This window comes from Streptomyces sp. NPDC050263, from assembly GCF_040655955.1.
In the GTDB taxonomy this organism is placed as follows: domain Bacteria; phylum Actinomycetota; class Actinomycetes; order Streptomycetales; family Streptomycetaceae; genus Streptomyces.
The window spans coordinates 59,031-83,413 of sequence record NZ_JBFAKW010000026.1 but is presented as its reverse complement, the minus strand read 5'-3'; the positions used below and the strand labels follow the sequence as shown (position 1 = coordinate 83,413).

Below are 24,383 nucleotides of genomic sequence, written 5' to 3'. Positions count from 1 at the left end.
TGGAGGCGGAACGCATGCGCGCGGGCAGGCAGGGGTTCGGACATGGACGACAAGCGCAAGGCACTGCTGCGGCTTCTGCGGAGTGCGCAGGCGAAGCCGGAGACGGCGGCTGAACCGGAGACGGCGGCTGAACCGGAGACGGCGGCGAGGCCGGAGACGGCGGCGAAGCCGGGGATCGTGGAGGGCATCGCCGTCATCGGTCTGGCCGGGCGGTACCCGCGGGCCGGGACCCCGGACGAGCTGTGGGCGCGGGCCCGCGACGGCGACCACTGCGTCCAGGAGTTCCCGCCCGAGCGGGGACCGCGGGCAGCGCGTCCCGGCGGCGGCCCGCCGACCGACCGCCGGTGGGCCGGGCTGATCGACGACGCCGACGCGTTCGACCCGCTGTTCTTCGGCATCGCGCCCGTCGAGGCCGAGAGCATGGACCCCCAGGAGCGCGTCTTCCTGGAGACCGTGTGGGCGGCCCTGGAGGACGCCGGTTACCCGCCCCGCCGCCTCGCCCGGGAGCACCATCCGGTGGGCGTCTTCGCCGGGGTGATGAACAGCGACTACGAGTGGATGGGCGGGGAGGCCGCCGCCCTGGGCGTGGCCAACGCGGCCCGCGCCAACCACTGGTCCATCGCCAACCGGGTCTCGTACGTCCTGGACTTCCGCGGCCCCAGCCTCACCCTCAACACGGCGTGCTCGTCCTCCCTCACCGCCGTGCACCTGGCCTGCGAGAGCCTGCGGTCGGGGGAGTGCTCGGTGGCGGTCGCCGGCGGCGTGAACCTGATCCTGCACGAGTCCCACCTGCGCACCCTGGCCGACAACGGCATGACGTCGCCGGGAGACCGCTGCCGCGCCTTCGGCAAGGGCGCCGACGGGTTCGTGGACGGAGAGGGCGTCGGCGCGGTCCTGCTGAAGCCGTTGAGCCGGGCCGTCGCGGACGGCGACCGCGTCCTCGGCGTCATCCGGGCTTCCGCCGTCAACTCCGGCGGCAAGACCGGTGGTTACACCGTGCCCAGTCCTCAGGCGCAGGCCGAGGTGATCAGGGCGAGTCTGCGCCGGGCCGGAATCGACCCGCGCACCATCGGCTGCGTCGAGGCGCACGGCACCGGCACGCCGTTGGGCGACCCGATCGAGATCTCCGGCCTGAGCGAGGCGTTCCGCGAGCGGGTCGACGACGACCTGGCCCAGGGGGTGGAGCGCTGCGCGGTCGGCTCGCTGAAGTCCAACATCGGTCACCTGGAGTCCGCCGCCGGCATCGCGGGCCTCACGAAGATGCTGATGCAGCTCCGCCACGGGACCATCGCGCCTTCGCTGCACTCCGCCGAGCCGAACCCGGACATCGACCTCACCGGCACCCCCTTCTTCGTCCCGCAGGAGGCGCAGCCCTGGCCGCGGCCGGTCGTGCTCCGCACCGACGGCCGGCGCGCGGAGCTGCCGCGCAGGGGCGCGGTCAGCTCCTTCGGCGGCGGCGGGGCCAACGCCCACCTGATCGTGGAGGAGTACCGGGCGGACGCCGAGCCGGCGCGGGCGGCGGCCCCCGTGGCGGCCGGTCCGCAACTGGTGGTGCTGTCGGCACGCGACGAGGAGCGGCTGCGCGCGTCCGCCGCACGGCTCGCCGCGTTCCTGGAGCGCCCCGCCGCCCCGAGCCAGAACGCGGCGGAGGCCACACGCGCCGAAGCCACACGCGCCGAGGCCACACGCGCCGAGGCCACACGCGCCGAAGCCACACGCGCCGAAGCCACACGCGCCGAAGCCACACGCGTCGAAGCCACACGCGCCGAGGCCGCGCGCGTGGAGGTCACGCGCGTGGAGGCCGTCTGCCTGCGGTTGACCGCGGAGGTGCTCGACGTCCGCAGCGACGACCTCGACCCGGCCACACCGCTGGGCGAATACGGCTTCGGCGCGGCCGAGTCGGCGCACCTGGCCGAGAAGCTCGAAGCGGCGTTCGGCGAGCGGGCGAGCGGGATCCCCGTCACCGGGAGCACCACCGTCCAGGAGATCGCCCCGCTGCTGACGGACCGCCCGACGGAGGCCGCGCACCCGGCGGAGCCGGCGCAACGGCCGCAACGGATCTCGCTCGCCGATCTCGCCCACACCCTCCAGAGCGGGCGCGAGGAACTGCCGGCGCGGCTCGCCTTCCCCGCCGCCGATCTGGCCGAGGCCCGCGACCGGCTGCACGCGTTCGCCGCCGGCGACCCGGCGGCCGAGTCCGTGCTCACGGGGACGGCCCCGGTACGCCGGACCGCGGAGGAGGACAAGGCCCGCCTGGAACGGGCCCTGCGCGAGGGCGACCTGCGCACGGTGGCCGAGTGCTGGACCCGGGGCGCCGAGGTGGACTGGGCCCGGCTGCACCCCGAAGGCGGCGCACGCCGCGTGGGGCTGCCCACCTATCCGTTCGCGCGCAAACGGTACTGGCTGCCGCCCCTGCCCCGGCCCACCGCGCCCGCCGCTGCCGGGCAGCCGGCCTCGCAGCCGTCCCCCGTGACCGCGGCGGCGGAATCGTCCGCCATGGTCTGCTACCGCCCGACCTGGGTGCCCGAGCGGCTGCCCGCGTCCGATTCCGGTGCCGACGGCGCCGGTTCCCCGCGGGTGCTGATCCTGACCTCGTGCGACGCCGCCCCGCTGGCGGAGGGCATCGCCCGGCACCACCGCGACGACGACACCCGGATCGTCGACCTCGACCGGGACGACCTCGTCCGGGCGCTGGCCGAGGCCGGTCCGGTGGACCGCGTCTACCACCTCGGCGGCATCCGCCCGTACGGGCAGGGCCCTGCCGGGGATCCCGGCGCGCTGGCGGACAGTCACCGGCGCGGAGTGCTGGCCCTGTTCCGCTGGGCCGGACAACCGGCCGACGACGGCCGCCGGGTGCGCCTGACGGTCGTGACGAGCGACGCCGCGGCGGCCTTCGGCGACCCCGTGGCCAACCCCTTCGCCGCCGGGCTGCACGGGCTGGTCCGGGTCCTGCCCAAGGAGCGCCCGGAGCTCAGGGCGGTGTGTCTCGACTTCTCCCAGCACGAGACGGCCGAGAACGAGACCTCCCGAGCGGCCCTGCTGGCGGCCGTACTGGACGAGCCCTGCGACTCCACCGGCCGTACGGTGCTGCTGCGGCACGGCGTGCGCTATGTGCCCGCGCTCCAGCCGGTCGACCTGCCGGAGCCGCAGCGGCCGCCCTACCGCGAACACGGCGTGTACGTGATCGTCGGCGGTACCGGCGGCATCGGCCGGGAGCTGACGCTGCGACTCGCCGAGCGGTACCGGGCCAGGGTGGTGTGGATCAGCCGCAGCCCGCTCGGCGAGGAGCAGCGGGCCTGTGCCGACCGCGCCCGCGCCCTCGGCGGCGAGGTGCTCCACCTGCGCGCCGACTGCCGCGACGCCGAGGCTCTGCGAGCGGCCGCCGGAGAGGTGAAGGCCCGCTTCGGCGCGATCCACGGGGTCGTCCACGCGGCCATGACCTTCGACCCGGGCCCGCTGGCCGCACTCGACGAGGGGGCGTTCGCCGCCGCGCTCGCGGTCAAGGCCGACGGCAGCGTGGCGACCGACCGGGTCTTCGGCGCCGAGCCGCTCGACTTCCTGGTGTTCTTCTCCTCCGTGGGCGCGCTCGTCGGAACGGCGGGCAACGGCACGTACAGCTGCGCGGCCGCTCTCCAGGACGCCTACGCGACTCACCTCGGGCACCTGCGCCCCTACCCGGTCCGGGTCGTCGACTGGGGGTACTGGGGCCAGATCGGCTCCGGCGCCCGGCCCGGCCTGCGGGAGATCTTCCAGGACCTCGGCATCGGCGAACTCTCCGTCGCCGACGGGCTGTCCGCCGTCGAACGCGTGCTGGGCAACCGGCTGCCGCAGGTGCTGCCGATCAACGCCGACGCCGGCGCCCTGGCGGCCCTGGGCGCCGCGCTGACCCCGCCCGCCCGACTGGCCGCCGTCGACGGCGCCCCGACCCTGCGCACGGCCGCACCCCACCTGCTGCGCCCGCGCGCCGACGACGCCCCGGGCGTCGTCAGCGTGATCTCCGGGTACGAGCGGCTGACCGAGGTCTGCCGCCCCGCCGTGCTCGGCGTGTTCCAGCGGATGGGCGTCCTGCTGCGGCCGGGCGACAGCCACGACCGGCAGGAGCTGGCCGAACGGCTCGGCATCCTGCCGAAGTTCCGGCGGCTGTACGAGGCGCTGCTGAACATCCTGCGGGACGCCGGACACGTGGAGTTCGACGGCGGGCGGGTGCGGCTGCCGGCCGACGCCGATCCCGCCTGGTCGTACGGGCCCGAGGCGCTGGAGCCGGAGTTCGAGCGGATCGCCGCCGACCACCCCGACCTGGCCGCGACGGTCACCCTGACCCGGCTCTTCCTGCTCTCCTACCCGCAGATCCTGCGCGGGGAGACACGCGCCACCGAGATCATGTTCCCCGGCTCCTCGATGGCGTTGGTGGCGGACTTCTACAAGGCCAATCCGCTCACCGACTCCTTCAACGAACTGGTCCGCGACGCGGTGGACGCCTACCTGGAGCAGCGGATCGCGCGACTGGCCCCCGGGGAGCGGCTGCGCGTGGTCGAGTTCGGGGCCGGCACCGGCGCCACCACGGACACGGTGCTGCCGCTGCTCGCGCCGTACGCCGACCGCGTCACCTACTGGTTCACCGACATCTCGCAGCACTTCCTCGACCACGCCGAGGCCCGTCTGCGCCCCGTGTACGGCACCCCGGACTTCCTCGACTTCCGTGTCCTGGACCTCGAACGAGGCCTGGCGGAACAGGGCTTCGCCCCCGGGACGTACGACATGGTCCTCGCCACCAACGTCGTGCACGCCACCCGCGACCTGCGCGCCACCCTCGGCAAGGCCAAGGACCTGCTGCGGCCGAACGGCTGGCTGGTCCTCAACGAGCTGACCGAGGTCCGGGACTCCACCACCGTCGTGGGCGGGGTGCTGGACGGCTGGTGGCTCTTCGACGACGGCGAACTGCGCCTGCCCGACTCCCCGTTGGTCGCCCCGCAGACCTGGCGACGGCTGCTGCGGGAACAGGGCTTCGGCGATGTCACGGTGACCGGCGGCACAGGTGCGGACGGCCGTCCGCGCGGCCAGCATGTGATCGTCTCCGAGAGCGACGGCCTGCGCCCCGCCGCGCCGGACTCCCCGGCCGCGGACACCGCGCCTGCGGCGCGGATCGCCCGGGCGGCCCCCTCCGGGGAGCTCCAGAACCGGCTCGCGGCCGTCGTCGCACGGTGCCTCAAGCTCGACGAGGACATCGACCCGGACCGGCCGCTCGCGTCGTACGGCTTCGACTCGCTCACCGGAATGAAGATCGTCACGGGGATCGCCGACGCGTTCGGCGTGACGGTCTCGCTCGGCGACTTCTACGACCACCCGACCCTGCGCGAACTGGCCCGGCACTACGCCGAGTCCGGCCTCCTCGGCGTCACAACCGCCGTGCTCCCGCCCCCGGTCGTCGTCACCGAGGGCCCGGTGACCGAGCACCCCCTCTCGGAGGGCCAGCGCGCCCTGTGGGTCATCGAGCGCACGACCCCGGGCACGTACGCCTACAACCTGCCGCTCGCCTTCCGCCTCGACCCGGGCGTGGACGTCGGCGCGCTGCGGCTGACGCTCCAAGGCATCGTCGACCGGCACGACAGCCTGCGCTCCACGATCCGCACCACCGACGAAGGCCCGGTGCGTACGGTCGCCGCCTGGCAGGAACTGCACTTCCAGCAGCGGTACTTGGCCGTCACGGACGAGCCGGCGGTCCGCGAGCGGATCAGGGAGGAGGCGCGCCGCCCCTTCGACCTGGAGCACGGCCCACTGCTGCGGGTCACCCTGTTCACCCAGGGCGACGGCGGCCAGGTGCTGCTGCTCGCCTTCCACCACATCGTCTTCGACGGCGTCTCCATCGCCGCCTTCCTGCGCGAACTGACCACCGGCTACCGGGAGGCCAGGGCGGGACGGCGCCCCGCCCCACCGCGGGTCGAGGGCGCCTTCGCCGAGTTCACCGCCTGGCAGCGCGACCTGCTCGCCGGCCCCGAGGGCACCCGCCTGCGCGACTACTGGCTGCGCCGCCTGGCCGGCGACATCGAGCCGCCGGCGCTGCCCTACGACCGTCCGCGCCCGCTGCTGCCAGGGCGCCGGGGAGCAGCCGTCGAGGGCCGGATCGACGCCCGACTGGTGCAGGCGGCAAGGGAGTTCGCGGCCGAGCGGCGCACCTCGCTGTTCGGGGTCATGCTGTCCGGGTTCTTCACCCTGCTCCACCGCTACACCCGGCAACGCGGGATCAGGGTCGGCACCCCGGCCGCCGGGCGTCCCTCGGCCCGGTTCGACGACACTCTCGGCTACTTCATGAACATGGTCGTCCTGCAGGCCGACGTCGACCCCGAGCAGGACTTCGGCGCCCTCTCCGGGCAGGTGCACCGCACCGTCCTGGACGCCCTGGAGCACTCCCACTTCCCGCTGATCTCCCTCACCGAGGCGATGCGCCAGGCGGGCCGCACCGACACCGCCGATCTGTTCCGGGTGGCCTTCTACTTCCAGAACTGGGTGGAGCAGGGCGGCGACCGGGACCTGGTGCGCGCAGTGTTCGACGGGGTGCACCAGGAGGGCGAGTTCGATCTGACCCTGGAGGTCGTCGAAGGGGCGGCCGACTGCTCGTTCACCCTGAAGTACGACCCCGACCTCTTCGACGAGGACACCGTCCGCCGGCTCGGCGACCACTTCCTGGCCCTGCTGCGCTCCGCCCTGACCGAACCGACCCGCCCGGTCGGCCGGCTGCCCCTCCTCACCGGCGAGGAACGGCAGCGGCTGGAGGGACAGTGGCAGCGGGCCCGCCGTGACTACCCCCGCGAGCGGAACCTGACCGACCTGGTCGAGGAGCAGGCCGCCCGCCGCCCCGACGCGATCGCCGTCACCAGCGGCACGGAGTCGCTCACCTATCGCGAGCTGACCGAACACGTGGACCGGCTCGCCGGGCGACTGCGGGCACGCGGCGTGGAACCCGGCCGGGCCGTCGGCGTCCTCGTCGATCGCCCGCACCTGCCCGTCGCGCTGCTCGCGGTGCTCAAGGCAGGCGGCAGCTATGTGCCGCTGGACCCGACCTTCCCCGTCGACCGCCTCACCTACATGGCCGAGGACGCCCGGCTGCACCTCGTCCTCACCACCGGCACGGCCGAGAGCGCCCTCGGCGACCTCGCCGTCCCGAGGCTCAGGATGGACCGGCCCGATGGCGAGACCCGGTCCACCGGGCGGGCGGCCGGGCCCGAGGACACCGCCTACATCATCTACACCTCCGGTTCCACCGGCCGCCCCAAGGGCGTAGCGGTCCCGCACCGCGCCCTGGTCAACTTCCTCACCTCGATGCGGGAGGAGCCCGGCCTCGGCCCCGACGACACACTGCTCGCCCTGACCACCGTCTGCTTCGACATCGCCGCCCTGGAGCTGTACCTCCCGCTGGTGGCGGGCGGCCGGGTGGAGATCGCCCCCGCCGACGTCGCCAAGGACGGCCTGAAGCTCCGCCGCCACCTGGAGCGTTGCGGCGCCACCGTCATGCAGGCCACCCCGAGCACCTGGAAGATGCTGCTCGCCGCGGGCTGGCCGGGCGACCCCGGGCTGACCGCCCTGTGCGGCGGCGAAGCCCTCGACCAGGACACCGCCGACGCCCTGGCCGCCCGCACCCGCACGGCCTGGAACCTCTACGGCCCCACCGAGACGACCATCTGGTCCGCCGTCGGCCGGCTGCGCACCGGCGAGCGCGTGCACCTCGGCCGGGCCGTCGCCAACACCCAGCTCCTGGTCCTCGACGAGCACGGCCAACCGGTGCCGCCCGGCGTCCCGGGCGAACTCCACATCGGCGGCGACGGCCTGGCCACCGGTTATGTGGGCCGCCCGGACCTCACCGCCGACCGTTTCGTCCCCAACCCCTTCACCCCCGAGCTCTCCCCGCGCCTGTACCGCACCGGGGATCTCGTACGGTCGCTGCCCGACGGCCCGCTGGAGTACCTCGGTCGGGCCGACGCCCAGGTCAAGGTGCGCGGCTACCGCGTCGAACCCGGCGAGATCGAGGCCGCGCTGCGCAGGCTGCCCGGGGTGGCCGAGGCCGTGGTGGTGCCCGCCGCCGCGGCCGGGAGCACCGGCGTCATGCTGCGCGGCTTCCACACCGGACCGGGCGAACCGGTCGACCCCGCACCGCTGCGCGCCTGGCTGCCGGACTACATGGTCCCCGACGTCCTCGTGCCGCTGCGGGAGTTCCCGCAGACCCTGAACGGCAAGACCGACCGCAAGCGGCTCGGTTCGGCGCCGCTGGACGAACTGCGGGCCGAGTTCGGCGACGCGGCCCCCGTCGAAACCCGGGAGGACCGCCCGGAGCCGCTCGCGGAGCCCCTCGCGGACGAGCTGACCCGGCTGGTGGCGGAGGTCGCCGAAGTGCCGGCGGACCGCGTCTCCCGGGACCGGCCGCTCGGCGAACTGGGCCTGAACTCCGTCGGCTTCACCACCCTGAGCACCCGCGTCGGCAAGGTTCTCGGCGTCGAGGTCTTCCCGACCGCCTTCTACCAGTACCCCACCGTGACCGCCATGGCGCAGCACCTGCTGCACGCCCACCCGCAGCTGCGGAGCCGTCACGGGGCACGGACCGTGCCCGCTCCGGTCGTGGCCGCCGAACCCAGCCGCGCCGAAGCCTCGTCCGGGGTGGCCGTCCTCGGCATGGCGGGCCGTCTCCCGCAATCGCCCGACCTGGACGTCTTCTGGCGGCACCTGGCCGACGGGCACGACCTGATCGAGGAGATCCCCGCCGACCGTTGGGACTGGCGCGAAGTGGCCGGCGATCCGCGCGAGGGCGAGCACTCCCGCTCCCGCTGGGGAGGCTTCGTACCCGACGTGGACCGGTTCGACGCAGCGTTCTTCGGCATCTCCCCGCGCGAGGCGCAGCTCATGGACCCGCAGCAACGGCTGGTCCTCGAAGTGGTCTGGACGGCGATCGAGGACGCGGGCCTGCGACCGTCCGAACTGGCCGGCCGCCGGGTCGGGGTCTTCCTCGGCGTCACCAACTCCGACTACCTTCAGGTGCAGCGCGCCGCCGGGCGCGGCACCGACCCCCACACCATCACCGGCGCCGCCCTGTCCGTCATCCCCAACCGGGTGTCCTACCTCCTCGATCTGCGCGGGCCCAGCGTCGCCGTGGACACCGCCTGCTCCAGCTCCCTGACCGCGATCCACCAGGCGGTGTCGGCGCTGCGCGACGGCAGTTGCGACCTCGCGATCGCCGGCGGGGTGAGCCTGATCCTCGACCCGTCGCTGTACGTGGCCCTCAGCAAGAGCGAGATGCTCAGCGCGGACGGCCGCTGCAAGACGTTCGACAGCCGCGCCAACGGATACGTACGCGGCGAGGGCGTCGGCGCGGTGGTCCTCAAGGACCTCGCGGCGGCCGAGCGCGACGGCGACCCGGTGCACGCGGTGATCCGGGGCTCCGCGGTGAACCACGGCGGCCGCACCAACTCGCTGACCGCCCCCAGCCCCGACGCGCAGGCCGACGTCATCGCCCGCGCGCACCGCCTCGCGGGCACCGACCCGGCCGCCGTCGGCTATGTCGAGGCGCACGGCACCGGCACCGCGCTGGGCGACCCGATCGAGGTCACCGGACTGCGCACCGCTTTCACCCGCCTGTACGAGGAGGCGGGCAGGCCGCTGCCGGCGACCCCGACGTGCGGTCTGGGCTCGGTGAAGAGCAACCTCGGCCACCTGGAGGCGGCGGCCGGGATGGCGGGCCTGTTCAAGGTGGTGCTCGCGATGCGGCACGGGACCGTCCCGGCGAGCCTGCACGTCGTCGAGCCGAACCGCTATCTCGACCTGGACGGCGGCCCCTTCCGGATCGTCACCGAGTCCGTCCCGTGGGAGCCCGGCCGCGACGACCGGGGCCGTGCGCTGCCCCGCCGTGCGGGCCTCAGCTCCTTCGGGTTCGGGGGCGCCGGCGCCCACCTGGTGCTGGAGGAGCCGCCCGCCGCGGACGCCGTACCGGCGGGCGACGCATCGCGCCCGGTGCTGCTGGTCCTGTCGGCGCGCAGCCGGACGGCGCTGACCGCCTACGCGGAGCGGCTCGCGGCGCACCTGCGCGGGGAGGCCTCCGCCCTGGCGGACGTCGCCTACACCCTCCAGGTGGTCCGCGACCCGATGCCGGAGCGGCTGGCGGTCGTCGCCGGGGACCGTCGGCAGGCGCTCGACCTGCTGGACGCGTTCGTCGCCGGGGAGCCGGTGACCGGTGTCTCCCAGGGACGGGTCAAGGCGGCCCGGCGGGAGGAGCGGGGCCCGTCCTGGCAGCGGTACGTGGACGCGCTGCTGGGCGAGCACGACCTCGACGCGCTCGCGGACCTGTGGACCGGCGGGGAGGACATCGACTGGACCGGGCTGTACGAGGGGGCGGCCGTCCGCCGGGTGCGGGTGCCCACCTACCCCTTCGAGCGCACCCGGCACTGGGTCACCCGGGACGTCACGCACCCGCTGCTGGACGTGACCGCAACCACCGTCGGCGCCCAGGAGTTCGGCAAGCGGCTCACCGGGCGGGAGTTCTACCTCCGCGACCACGTGGCGGGCGGGACACCGATCCTGCCCGGCGTCGTCCTGCTGGAAATGGCGCGAGCCGCCGGGGAGTTGTCGCGCGATGACGCTCTGCCGGTGCGCCGGGTCGAGGACGTCACCTGGGCGGCCCCGGTCACCGTCGACGCCGGAGAGAGCGTGGATCTGCGGGTCCGGCTCAACGGCGCCGCCTTCGAGATCCTGACCGCCGCCGGCCGTCCGCACATGACCGGCGTCCTCGTCGCCGGCGCCCCGGACGGCCCGGCGAAGCTCGACCTGGACGCCGTCCGGGCGCGCTGCGCACGACAGTCGACCGGTGCGGACTACTACCGCCGCGTCGAGGAGACCGGCTTCCACTACGGGCCGTCCTTCCGGGCCGTGGAGCGGCTGACGACCGGCAACGGCGAGGCGCTGGCCCGCCTGGCGACCCCGCCGCACCTGCGCGAAGGCGCCGGCGCCTACCGCTTCCACCCCGCGCTGATGGACGCCGCGCTCCAGACGGCCGGCAGCATCTCCTTCGACCCGGACGACGACCCGGAGGCGCCCGCCCGTCTCCCCTACTCGGCAGGGGTGGTGGAGCTGACCGCCGACCGGCTCCCCGACGCCTGCCACGCCTACGCGCGACGCACCGACGACGGCTCCACGGCCGGGCTGCGGGTCTTCGACATCCTGCTGACGGACGACGACGGCACGGTCCTGGCCCGCATCGAACGGTTCACCCTGCGGGCACTGCCGAAGCCTGCCGATCCGCTGCTCTCCTTCGAGCCGTACTGGCGGGAGAGCAGCGCCGACGGCGGTGCGCCGCTGCCCGAGACCCTGGTGGTCCTCGGCGACGACGGCCTCGGCGAGCGGCTGGCCCAGCGGACCGGCGTCCGGGTCGTGTCCGTGGACCCGACGGCCGGGTTCGAACCGGAGCGGCTCGTCGCCGAGTCGGCGGCGGGTCCGGTCGCGGTCGTCCATCCGGCGTCCGGGGAAGGGGACGCACGGGAAGCGTTCGACGACGGTTTCCACACCGCGCTCGCGTTCTGCCGGGCCTGGATCGCCCGGAGCGCGGGACCGGTCCGCTATCTGTACGTCCACCCCGAGGGAGCGCCCGCGCACGCGGCGATCAGCGGGTTTGCGCGGGCGGTACGGGCCGAGTACCCGGGTCTGCTGATGACCGCCGTCGCCCACCCGGCCGGGGCCGACCTCGCTGCGGTCGTCACGGCCGAACTCGGCGCCGTCCAGAGCGCGGTGGAGGTCCGTACGGACGGGCGTCAGCGGCAGGTCGGCGCCTGGCGGACGGCCGCCCTGCCGGCCGCGGCCGCGGTCTCGCCGTTCGCCGCGCCCGGGGCCCATCTGGTGACCGGCGGCACCGGCGGCATCGGACTGCTCCTCGCCGAGCGGCTCGCGGCCCGCGGGGCCTCCATCGTGCTCGCGTCCAGGACAGTGCCGTCGGCCGCAGCACAGGCCCGGATCGACCGGCTCGTCGACGGTGGCACGCGCATCCTCCACGTGACGGCCGACATCACCCGGCGGGCGGACGTGACCGCACTGGTCCGCACCGCACGCGAGAGGTTCGGGCGGATCGCGGGCGTGCTGCACGCGGCCGGGGTGCTGCGGGACGGCTTCGTCCTGCGCAAGTCCCGTACGGACGCCGAGGCCGTACTCGCGCCCAAGGTGCTGGGCGCACGGTGGCTGGACGAGGAGACGCGGGACGAACCGCTGGAGTACTTCGTCGCCTTCTCCTCCACGGCGGCGGTCCTGGGCAGCGTCGGACAGTCCGACTACGCCTACGCCAACGCGTACTTGGACCACTTCGTCCAGCGCCGCCGGGAGGAGCACCGCCCCGGGCGCGGCCTCGCGGTGAACTGGCCGCTGTGGCGGGACGGCGGCATGACCATGGACGCCGCCGCCCGGCAGGCCATGCGGCGGGAACTCGGCTTCAGCCCGCTCCCCTCGGACCTTGCGCTCGACGGTCTCGAGCGGGCGCTGGCGGGCCGGGCGCCCCGGCTGCTGCTCGCCACCGGTGACACCGCCGTGATCCAACGGGCCCTGGACGCCGAGCACACCACGCGGGCCCTGCCCGCGCGCGCCGCGGCCGACACCCCGGACCTGCGGGCCGCCACCGAACAGTTCCTGCGCGAACTCCTCGCCGAGGAGCTGAAGATGCCGGTCGAGGACATCGACACGGACGAGCAGTTCGACCGGTACGGCATCGACTCGCTGCTGGTGCTGAGCCTGACCCGGGAGCTGGAGAAGAACTTCGGGCCGCTGTCGAAGACGCTGTTCTTCGAGTACTTCACGGTGGCCGAACTCGCCGGGTACTTCCTGGAGGAACACGGCGGGCGGCTGGCGGAGGTCGTGGGCGAGGTTCCCGCCCCGGTGTCCGCAGCCGTGTCCCGCCCGACCGTCACGGTCACCCTGCCCGATGCTCCTGAGCCCCGACCGGTCGGCCGGGACGACGACATCGTCATCGTCGGCGTGAGCGGACGCTACCCCCAGGCCGACGACCTGAGGGAGTTCTGGCGCAACCTGCGCGAGGGCCGGGACTGCGTCGAGGAGATCCCCCTGGACCGCTGGGACCACTCGCGCTACTTCGATCCCGACCCGGACGCCGTGGGCAGGTCGTACGGGAAGTGGGGCGGCTTCCTGCGGGACGTGGACCGGTTCGACCCGCTGTTCTTCCGCATGTCGCAACTGGAGGCCGACCACATCGACCCGCAGGAGCGGATCTTCCTGGAGACGGTCTGGCACCTGATGGAGGACGCCGGTCTCACCCGCGAGGGCATGGCCGGCAGCCGCACCGGAGTGTTCGTCGGCATGATGTACGGCCACTACCAGCTCTACGGCGTCGAGGAGGCGCTGCGCGGCGAGGGCGTGGCGACCTCCTCCTCGTACGCCTCCGTCGCCAACCGGGTGTCGTACTTCTTCGACTTCGACGGGCCGAGCGTCGGCCTGGACACCATGTGCTCCTCCTCGCTGGCCGCCATCCACCTGGCCTGCCAGGCCATCCGGGGCGGGGACTGCGACACGGCCGTGGCCGGCGGGGTGAACATCTCCAGCCATCCGCTGAAGTACCTACAGCTCAGCAGGGGCGGGTTCCTGTCCACGGACGGGCGCTGCCGCAGCTTCGGAGCGGACGGCGACGGCTATGTGCCCGCCGAGGGCTCCGGCGCGGTGCTGCTGAAGCGCCGCTCGGCCGCCGAGGCGGACGGGGATCGGATCCTCGCCGTGATCAAGGCGTCCGCCGTCAACCACGGCGGCGCGGGCAAGGGGTTCAGCGTCCCGAACGCCAAGGCGCAGGGCGACCTGGTCGCCGACGCGCTGTCCCGCGCGGGCTGGACGGCCGCCGACCTGGACTACATCGAGGCCCACGGCACCGGCACCTCCCTCGGCGACCCGGTCGAAGTCACCGGCCTGCTGCGCGCGTTCAAAGGCCATGAGCCGCTTGGTCGGAAGATCCCGATCGGCTCGGTGAAGTCCAACATCGGGCACGCCGAGTCGGCGGCCGGCATGGCGGCCGTCACCAAGGTGCTGCTGCAGTTCCGGCACGGCCTGCTGGTCCCGTCGCTGCACGCCGAACAGCTCAACCCGAACATCGACTTCGACGCGGCGCCGCTGCGCGTACAGCGCGAACTGGCCGACTGGTCCCCGCGCGTCGACGCAACGGGCCGCTCGCTGCCGCGCACCGCCGCGGTCAGCGCGTTCGGCGCGGGCGGCTCCAACGCCCATGTCCTGCTGGAGGAGTACGTGCAGCCCCGACCCGACGCCACGCACCAGGCCCGCGCACCGTACGTCCTCACCCTCTCGGCCAGGGACCGCGCCCGACTCGACGCCTACGCCGCGACGATGGCGGACTTCCTGCGCACCGAGGGCGCGGCCACCGACCCGGCCTCCCTCGCCCACACCCTTCAGTCCGGCCGGGAGGCGATGGCCCATCGGCTGGCCGTGGTCTTCGACGACTGCGCCGAACTGGCGGCCCGCCTCGACGCGTTCCGGGCCGACGGCGACGCCGCGCCCGGCGTGCGGACGGGTGTCGTACGACGGTCCGCGCGGCCCGCGGCCGTCGCTGCGGCGCCGGGCGCGCAGACGCCGGACGCGGAGGCGCTGGCCGCCGCCTGGGTCGCCGGGGAGGCCGTCGAGTGGCGGCGGTCGTACGGCGGCACGTCGCCGGCGCGGGTGGAGCTGCCGGGGTATCCGTTCGCGCGGGACAGGTGCTGGTACCGGGCGCCCGAGGCGCCTGGGACGACCAGCGTGAACGAGGAGATCACCCTCACCGCCGACACCCCCGTCATCGCAGGCCATCGCGTCTCCGGCCGACTGCTGCTCCCCGCCCTCGCCTACATCGACCTCGTCCACCAGGCGTTCCGCAAACAGGGACACCCGTACGACACCCTGGAGCTGCGCGATCTGACGGCGCTGCGCCCGCTGGTCGTGACGCCCGAGGCGCCCGTCCGGATCGTCCTCGACGGCAGCCCCGTCGGCCGGGACCGCTGGACGGTGCGGATCGAGGACCGGGATCAGCCGGACGCCTCGCCCTACGCCACCGCCGAGGTGGTCCGCACGGACCGAGTGCGGTTCGCGAAGCGGCCTGCCGCCCCCGAGCCGACCGGCGTACCCGAGGACCTGGGCGCGCTCTACGACCGGGACGGCCGTCTCGGGCAGCTCTACAGCGGAGCCGTTCGAGCCGGTGGGCGGGTGTGGGAGGACGCCGAGCAGCTGATCGCCGAACTCACGCCGCCGGTCGGCGCCGAGAGCAGCGGGCATCTCTTCCATCCCGGGCTGCTGCTCGGCGGTGCGGTGGCGGCCGGTGGGCTGCTGGCCGGGGACGGCGGTGCCGGAGAGGCGTTCTTCCTGCCGATGTACGTCGAGTCCTTCCGCGCGGTCGCTCCCCTCAACGGCCCCTGCACGGCCCGGGTGCTGCGGTCGTCGCTGACCCGGCGGGACGAACTCGCCCGGCTGACCGTCGAGTTCGTGGACGGCGACGGGCACGTGCTTGCCGAGGTCCGTGGGTTGGCGAGCAAGCTGATCCGCTCTGCGGCCGTGCCCGGCAAGGCAGTCGAGGCCCGGGCCGGGACGTCGCCGACGTCCACGCAGGAACGCGTGCGCCGACTCCTGGCCGACGGGCTGGCGCGGGACCCCGGGACGCTCGATATCGGCGTCGGCTACTACGAGTTGGGCATCGACTCGGTGAGCGTCCTGGAGCTCGTCACCCGGCTGGAGCAGGCGATCGGACAGAGCCTGCCGCCCACGCTGCTCTTCGAGTACACGACCATCCGGGATCTGGCCGCGCACCTGGACGAGCGGTATCCCGGCGCTCTCGGGAACACCCCGACGCCGCCACCGGACGGCACCCGGCTGCTCACCAAGGGCTGGGAACCGGCCGCCCCGGACGCCGGCGGCGCGCTGCCCGGCCCGGTCGCCGTCCTCGCGACCCCGGACACCCGGGAGCTGGCGGAGCGGCTCGCGCGTCAGCTGCCGGAGGCGGTGGTGCTGGAGGCCGGTGACCTGGCCGATTCCGAGAGGTTCCGGGCGTGCGTCGATCTGACCGGGTGCGCGAACGCCGGATCGCACGACGAGCCCGAGGGCTGGCTGCCCTGGGTGCAGCAGACGGTCGCGCGGGCCTCGGCCGCCGAGCCGGTCGTGCTGCTCGGCGTCACGCGGGGCCTGGAGACCCTTGACCTGGAGCAACCGGTCAACCTCGCGGGCGCGTCCCGGGTCGGCCTGTACCGGATGCTCCAGAGCGAGTACGCCAACGTCCGCTCGCGGCACGTGGACGTCGACCCGCTCGACGACGACCTGACGGTGGTCCGGCAGATCACCGCCGAACTCGCCGACACCGGGGAGGACCCCGAGGTGTGCCACCGGTCCGGTCAGCGGTTGCGGGCCGTGTTGCGGGAGACGACCGCCGGTCGCGGCGACGGCATGACCCCGTTCCCCGAGAACGAGACGCTCTGGATCACCGGCGGCACCGGCGGCCTCGGCCTCGCCTTCGCCCGGCACGCCGTACGGCACTGGGGCGTGCGTCGGCTCGTCCTCACCGGCCGGACGCGGCTGCCCGACCGGGCCCACTGGGAGTCCCGCGTCGGCGACGATGCGCTCGGGCGCCGGCTGGACGCGCTGATCGGCCTGGAGCGGGCCGGGGCGCGGGTGCGGGTGCTGTCGGTTCCGCTGGACGGTTCCGCCTCCGCCGCCGACGAGCTGGCCCGTGCGGTGCGCGAGGCCGAACGGGAGCTGGGGCCGGTCGGCGGTGTCATCCACTGCGCCGGCGTCGCCGACCGCGACAATCTCGCCTTCGTGGGCAAGCCGGCCGATGCCGTCCGGGCCGTGGTGGACCCCAAGGTCGCGGGTCTCGACGCGCTGGTGAACTGCTTCGCGGGGCACTCGCTGAGGTTCTTCGCGCTGTGTTCCTCGGTCGCGGCCGTCGTGCCCGGTGCGGCCGTCGGCCAGAGCGACTACGCCATGGCCAACGCCTACGCGGACTACCTGGCCACGGCCAAGCCGCACGGCCTGCCGCTGCTCAGCGTCCAGTGGCCGTCCTGGAGCGGTGTGGGCATGGGCGACGAGACGCCTGGGCCCGGCTATCTCCGCACCGGTCTGGGCAGTGTGTCCGAGTCCGAGGGAACCGCCCTGCTCGACCATCTGCTGACGCACGGCGCGGGGCCCGTGGTCCTGCCCGCGGTGATCCGCGACGCGGCCGCCTGGCGTCCCGAGCTGCTGATGCGACGCCGTGTCGAACTCCCGGAAGCCGCCCGGGCCCACGCAGCCGTCCCGGCCCGGCCCGCCGCCCCGACCCCGCCCGCGGGGGACGGCATCGAGGCCGCTGCCGCGTGGCTGCTCGGCCTGATCGCCGAGCAGCTGCACTTCGATCCGGCCAGGCTCGCCGCCGACGTGCCGATCGAGGACTTCGGGACGGACTCGATCGTGATGGTGCAGTTGCTGCGCAAGGTCGGGAGCCGACTGGGGGTCGAACCGGATCCCTCCGCACTCATCGACCACTCCACGGTGGAGTCGTTCGTGGGGTGGCTGGCGCAGGAGCATCCGGCGGAGTTCGCCGCGGCGTTCGGCTCCGGGCCCGCCGGAGAACCCGCGCCGGCCCCGGAGCCCGTCCCCGGCCCGGAGCCCCTCCCCGGCCCGCGTCCCGTGCCCGCCGACGTTCCGGCGTACGCGCCCCAGGGCGCCGTCGGACCGCACGACATCGCCGTCATCGGCATGTCCTGCCGATTCCCCGGCGCGCCGGACCTGGACGCCTACTGGCGGCTGCTCGGCGAAGGCCGCTGCGCCATCGCCCCCGTCCCCGCGGACCGTTGGGGCGGCGGTCACGACGGCCTGGTCGCCGGGCTGATCGACCGGGACGGGTTCGACCCGGGCTTCTTCCTGCTGTCCGACGAGGACGCCGTCGCCATGGACCCGCAGGCGCTGGTCCTGCTGGAGGAGACCCTGTTCGCCCTCGGCGACGCCGGCTACCGGCCGACCGACCTCAAGGGCCGCGACGTCGGCGTCTACATCGGCGCCCGCAGCCGACACCTCCCCGACGACGCGACGCTGAGCCGGACCCGGAACCCCATCGTGGCCGTCGGACAGAACTACCTCGCCGCGAACATCTCCCGCTACTTCGACCTGCGCGGGCCCAGTGTGGTCGTCGACACCGCGTGTTCGTCCGCGCTGGTCGCCCTGCACGCCGCCGCGCAGGCGCTGCGCGACGGCGACGCGGAGGCCGCCGTCGTCGGCGGAGTGACCCTGCTCGCCGACGACGCCGGCCACCGGCTGTTCGACCGGCGCGGGGTGCTCAGCCCCGAGCCCGCGTTCCATGTCTTCGACCGGCGGGCCGACGGCATCGTCCTCGCCGAGGGCGCCGGGGTGGTCGTGCTCAAGCCGCTCGCCCGCGCCCTCGCCGACGGCGACCGGGTGCAGGCGGTGCTCAAGGGCAGCGCCGTCAACAACGACGGCCGCACCGCCGGACCCGCCTCGCCCAACCCGGCCGCGCAGCGGGCGGTGATGGCCAAGGCGCTGGAGCGCAGCGGTCGTCGGGCCGATGACGTGGCCCATGTCGAGACCAACGCGGCCGGTTCGGCGGTGCACGACCTCACCGAACTCAAGGCGATCCGGGCCGTCTACCGGGACTCCTCCGAAGTGCCGGTCAGCCTGGGCTCGGTGAAGCCGAACATCGGGCATCCGCAGTGCGCGGAGGGCATCGCGGGGTTCATCAAGGTCGTCCTGATGCTGCGCAACCGGCAGTTGGCGCCGTTCCTGTCCGGTCAGGAGCCGCCGGCCCACTTCGACCTGGACGCGACCCCGTTCACCTTCCACCGCGGCCTCGCCCCCTGGCCCGACGCACCGCTCGTCGCGGCGGTCAGCTGCTTCGCGGACGGCGGCACCAACGCCCATGCCGTGGTGGAGGGCTGGACCGGCCCGGCCACCGGACGCCCGCCGCTCGAACGACCCGTGCTGTCCCGTCGTACGCTCTCCGCCGCCCGGGCCCCGGCCGCCTCCGCGCGTTCCGCACCCGTCCCGGTCGCCGTGATCGGCATGGCCGGACGGTACCCGGGCGCCGACGACCTCGGCGCGTACTGGCGCAACCTCCTCCAGGGCCGCGACTCCGTCACCGAGATCCCCACGGACCGCTGGGAGTGGCAGACGCTGTCCAGCGCAACGGAGCGGCCGCTGTCCCGGTGGGGCGGCTTTCTCTCCGACGCCGACCGCTTCGACTCCGACTTCTTCCGGATCTCCCGGCCCGAGGCGGAGATCACCGACCCGCAGGAGCGGCTGTTCCTGGAAACCTGCTGGGAGGCGATCGAGAACGCCGGCTACACCCCGGCCACGCTGGTCGCGCCCCGGGGGCCCGAACGGCGCCGCCCGGTCGGCGTCTTCGCCGGGGTCATGCACAAGGACTACTCCCTGATCGGCGCCCAGGCGGAGCCGGTGGACGGCCGACCGCTGCCGGTGAGCCTCAACCAGGGAATGATCGCCAACCGGGTGTCGTTCTTCTGCGACTTCCACGGCCCGAGCATGGCGGTGGACACGCTCTGCTCCTCGTCCCTGACCACCGTGCACCTCGCGGTGGAGAGCCTGGCCCGGGGGGAGAGCGAGGTGGCCGTCGCCGGCGGGGTGAACCTGTCGCTGCACCCCGCGAAATACCAGACCTACGGCGCGGTCAACATGCACTCCGGCACCGGCCGTTCCCGCTCGTTCGGGGCGGACGGCGACGGGTGGGTCTCCGCGGAGGGCGTCGGCGCCGTCGTCCTCAAGCCGCTGCACCTCGCCGAGCGGGACGGCGACCACATCTACGCCGTGATCCGGTCCTCCGCCGTCAGTCACGTCGGCGCCGCCAGCGGGGTCAGCGTGCCCAGTCCCGTCGCCCAGGCCGCCGTCGTCACCGAGGCGCTCGACCGGGCCGGCGTCGACGCGCGCACCATCGGCTGCGTCGAGGCGCACGGCACGGGCACCAGGCTCGGTGATCCCATCGAGGTCCAGGGCCTGGTGCGGGCGTTCCGCCGGCACACCGACGACAACGGCTTCTGCGCCCTGGGATCGGTGAAGTCCAACATCGGCCACGCGGAGTCGGCGGGCGGCGTGGCCGGGCTGACCAAGGCGGTGCTCCAGCTCCACCACCGCACCCTCGTGCCCACCCTGCACTCCGAGACCGTCAACCCGTTGCTCGACCTGGAGAACACGCCGTTCCGCCTCCAGCACCGGGCCCAGCCGTGGCCCGAGCCCGCGACCGGGGGACCGCGACGGGCCGCTCTCAGCTCCTTCGGCGCCACCGGGTCCAACGCCCACCTCGTGCTGGAGGAGTACATCCCGGCCGAGCCGCGCCGGGAACAGCCGCGGCCCGGACCGCAGATCGTCCCGCTCTCGGCGCGCGACGACGACCGGCTGCGGGCGGTGGCCGAACGGCTGCTCGCCTTCCTCGGCGACGGGCCGCCGGTGTCGCTCCCGGAGCTGGCCCACACCCTCCAGACCGGACGGACCGCCCTGCCGAGCCGAGTGGCCTTCGTGGTCGCGGACACCGCCGAACTGCGCGGCGCTCTCGAGAAGTTCGTCGCGGGCACGGCTTCCGACCCCTGGGTCTTCGGCGGCGCACCGGCCGCGCCGGACACCGTCGAGCGATGGCTCGCCGAGCGACGGTCGACGGAGCTGGCCGACCACTGGTCGGCGGGCGGCGAACTCGACTGGGACCGCCTGTGGACGGCCGTCCGGCCGCGCCGGGTACCGCTGCCCACCTACCCGTTCGCACGCGAGCGCCACTGGCACCCCGGCGCGCGGACCCGCCCGCCGACCCCGTCCGGCGGGCCGGGACCGGCGGTGCGGGAACTCCTGGTGGAGCACCTCGCCAGGACGCTGCGGGTGACACCCGACCGCATCGCGGCGGGCGCGTCCTTCGCGGAGCTCGGCGTGGACTCCATCACCGGGATGTCCTTCGCCTCCGAGGTCGGCGACGCTCTGGGCGTCCCCTTGGACGCCGCCGTCCTGTACGACCACCCGACGCTCGACGCGCTGGCCACCCACCTCACGGAGCAGTCGGCTGCCGGGACGTCCGCCGTCGGGACGTCGGCCGACGCGGCTCCGAGCGGGGGCCAGGACCGATGACCACGCCGACCGGTCGGCGGACCGTCTTCATGTTCTCCGGCCAGGGCTCGCAGACCTACCAGATGGGCCGCGAACTCTACGACGGCGAACCGGTGTTCCGGGACGCGCTGCACCGCCTGGACGCCCTCGTCGCACCGGAGCTGGGCGGCTCCGTCGTCGCCCGCCTCTACGACCCCTCCCACCCGGTCTCGGAGCCGTTCACCGACACCGTCGTCACCCACCCGGCGATCGTGATGGTGGAGCTGGCCCTCGCCGAGACCCTGATCTCGTACGGCGTCGTCCCCGACCTGCTGCTGGGCGTCAGCCTCGGCGAGTACACGGCGGCGGTCCTGGCCGGGGTCCTGGAACCCGGCGAGTGTCTGCGACGGCTCGTCGGGACGGCCCGCTCGGCGGCCGACGCCGCGCCCGGCGGGATGCTCGCCGTGCTCGCCGAACCCGGCCTGTACGACCGGGAACCCGACCTGCACCGCGACCTCGACCTGGCGGGCCGCAACTACGACGCCCACTTCGTCGTGTCCGGCCCGCCGGCCGCCCTGGAGCGCGCGGAGCGACTCCTCACGGCCAGGGAGATCGCCCACCAGCGGGTGCCGGTGTCCCACGCCTTCCACTCCCGGCTGATGGACCCGTCCAGGCCCGCCTTCGACGCCCTCTGGGCGGACGTCGAGTTCCGTCCGCCCCGCCTCCCGATGATCTCCAGCGCGACGGCCGCGCCGCTGACCGAGGTCACCGTCGGACATCTGTGGCGGGTGGCCCGGGACCCGATCGAATTCGCGGCCACGATAGGGGAGTTGGAACCACAGGGCCCGTTCCTGTACGTCGACGCCGGGCCGTCCGGCACCCTCCACAACTTCCTGCGGGCCCACCTCGCGGCCCGCCCCGACTCGGGCTCGGAGTCGCTGGCGCTGCTCACTCCGTTCACCCGTGACACCCATCGGCTGGCCCGAGTACGGGAGCGCGCGAGCGACGGCGGCGTCCGCCGGACCGCGCCGGGGCCCGTGCCGACGACGGCCGCTGCGGCACCCCACGCGAAAGGACCTCGCAGGATGAAGGTGTACGGCTTTCCCGGGCAGGGCTCCCAGGCCAAGGGCATGGGAGCGGACCTCTTCGACGAGTTCCCCGAGCAGGTCGCCCAGGCCGACGAGATCCTCGGCTACTCGATCCGCGACCTCTGCCTGAACAACCCCGAAGGCCGGCTGCGACGCACCGAGTTCACCCAGCCCGCGCTCTACGTGGTGGAGGCGCTGGCCCATCAGCGGCGCACCCGCGAGGATCCGCGCCCGGCGGACCGGCTCGTCGGACACAGCCTCGGCGAGTACGCGGCGCTGCTCGCCGCGGACGTCTTCGACTTCGCCACCGGGCTGCGGCTGGTCGCCCGGCGTGGCGAGCTGATGAGCCGCTCCGCCGACGGCCGCATGGCCGCGGTGCTGGGGCTGAGCCTGGACCTGGTGGAGGCGACGCTGTCGGAGGCCGGTCCGACCGCCGTGGACATCGCCAACCACAACGCCCCGGAGCAGATCGTGCTGGCCGGTCCCACGGCCGACATCGACCGGGTCCGGGCGCTGTTCGAGGAGCGGGGCGCCCAGGTGGTGGTGCTCAACGTGAGCGCCCCCTTCCACTCCCGCCACATGCGCGACGCGGCCGACGAGTTCCGGGAACTGCTGGACGTCACCGAGTTCCGGCCGCCGCGGATCCCGGTGATCGCGAACCTGGACGCCCTGCCGTACCGCGCGGACCGGGTGCGCGAGACGCTGGCCGGTCAGATGACCGGCCGGGTGCGGTGGGTGGACACCGTCCGCCGGCTCATGGCCGAGGGCGACTTCGAGTTCGAGGAGCTGGGGCCCGGTCGGGCACTGACCAAGATGGTCCGGAAGATCCGCGAGACCTCGACCCCGCTCGCGCTTCCCCCGGCCGAGCCCGGCCCACGGCCCCCGGCCGTGCCCCGGCCCACCGCCGTGCCGGCCCCGGCCCGCGCCGAACCGCCCGCTCCCGCCCCGGCGCTCCCGGCCGCCCCGGTTCCCGTGGCCCGGCGCGGGCCGTCCGGCGAGGAACTGGGCGCGCAGGGATTCCGGGCCCGCTACGGACTGCGCCTGGCCTATCTGGCGGGCGGGATGTACGGCGGCGTCTCGTCCGAGGCGCTCGTGGTACGGCTCGCCAAGGCCGGCGGCATGGGCTTCCTCGGCGCCGGCGGGCTGCCGCTCGCGGAGGTCGAGGACGGGATCCGCGCTGTGCAGGCCTCGTTGGGCCCCGGCGGGCCGTTCGGCGTGAACCTGCTCCACCGGCACGCCTGCCCCGAGGAGGAACGGGCGCTGGTCGATCTGCTGCTGCGGCTCGGCGTCGGGACCGTCGAGGCGTCCGGCTTCCTGCGGATCACCCCGGCCCTGGTCAGGTACCGCCTCCGGGGCGGCCGGATCATCGCCAAGGTCTCCCGTGCGGACACCGCCGAGGCGTTCCTGCGCCCCGCCCCCGACGACATGGTGCGCGGCCTCGTCGAGCGGGGCGAGGCGACCGAGCGGCAGGCGGCCCGGGCGGCCGGGCTGCCGATGGCGGACGACCTGTGCGTCGAGGCGGACGGCGGCTGGCTCACCGGCGCGGCCGGCCTGTCCACGCTGCTGCCCGCGGTACTGCGGCTGCGCGACGCCCTGGCCGTCACCGGCGCGCCGAAGGTGCACGTGGGCGCGGCGGGCGGGATCGGCACCCCGGAGGCCGCCGCGGCGGCGCTCGTCCTCGGGGCGGAGTTCCTGGTCACCGGCTCGGTCAACCAGTGCACGGTGGAGGCCGCGACCAGCCCCGAGGTCAAGGACCTGCTCCAGCGCCTCGACGTCCAGGACACCGAGCCGACGCCGTGGAGCGAGATGTTCGAACTCGGGGTGCGGGCCCGAGCGGTCAAGCGCGGCGTCTTCCTCCCGGCCCGCGCCGACCGGCTGTACCAGTTGTGGCGGATGCACGACTCGTTCGACGCCATCGACGCCAGGACCCGGCGGCAGATCGAGGAGACCTACCTGCGGCGCCCCTTCGAGGACGCCTGCGCGGCAACGGAGACCGACCCCAAGCGCCGACTCGCGCTGGCCTTCCGCTCCTACCTCGACGACGGATTCGCGCTGGCCCGCGAAGGCGCCCCCGGCCGGCGCGTCGACTACCTGATCCACTGCGGCCCCGCCATGGGCGCCTTCAACCAGTGGGTCAAGGGCACCGGCCTGGAACCCTGGCAGGCCCGCAACGTCGACGTCGTGGCCGACCGCCTGCTGACCGCGACCGCCCGCCTGATCGCCGCGTTCAAGGGCTGA

Annotated in this window: 2 protein-coding genes; both read left to right on the top strand. The window is 74.4% G+C overall.

The features are described 5' to 3' along the window. Positions 1 to 42 precede the first annotated feature (42 nt). The gene (locus tag AB0J04_RS14970; RefSeq protein ID WP_363168821.1) at positions 43 to 21,099 is read left to right on the top strand and encodes an amino acid adenylation domain-containing protein; all 21,057 of its coding nucleotides are present in this window, start codon (positions 43 to 45) and stop codon (positions 21,097 to 21,099) included. Further along, entirely contained in the window at positions 21,096 to 24,383 is a 3,288-nt protein-coding gene (gene fabD, locus AB0J04_RS14965) for an ACP S-malonyltransferase (protein WP_363168820.1), read from the top strand. Before AB0J04_RS14970 ends, fabD begins: the two co-directional genes overlap by 4 nt.

Coding starts and splice junctions, on each gene's coding strand:
- fabD (WP_363168820.1), top strand. CDS start 21,096: ATGACCACGCCGACCGGTCGGCGGACCGTCTTCATGTTCTCCGGCCAG.
- AB0J04_RS14970 (WP_363168821.1), top strand. CDS start 43: ATGGACGACAAGCGCAAGGCACTGCTGCGGCTTCTGCGGAGTGCGCAG.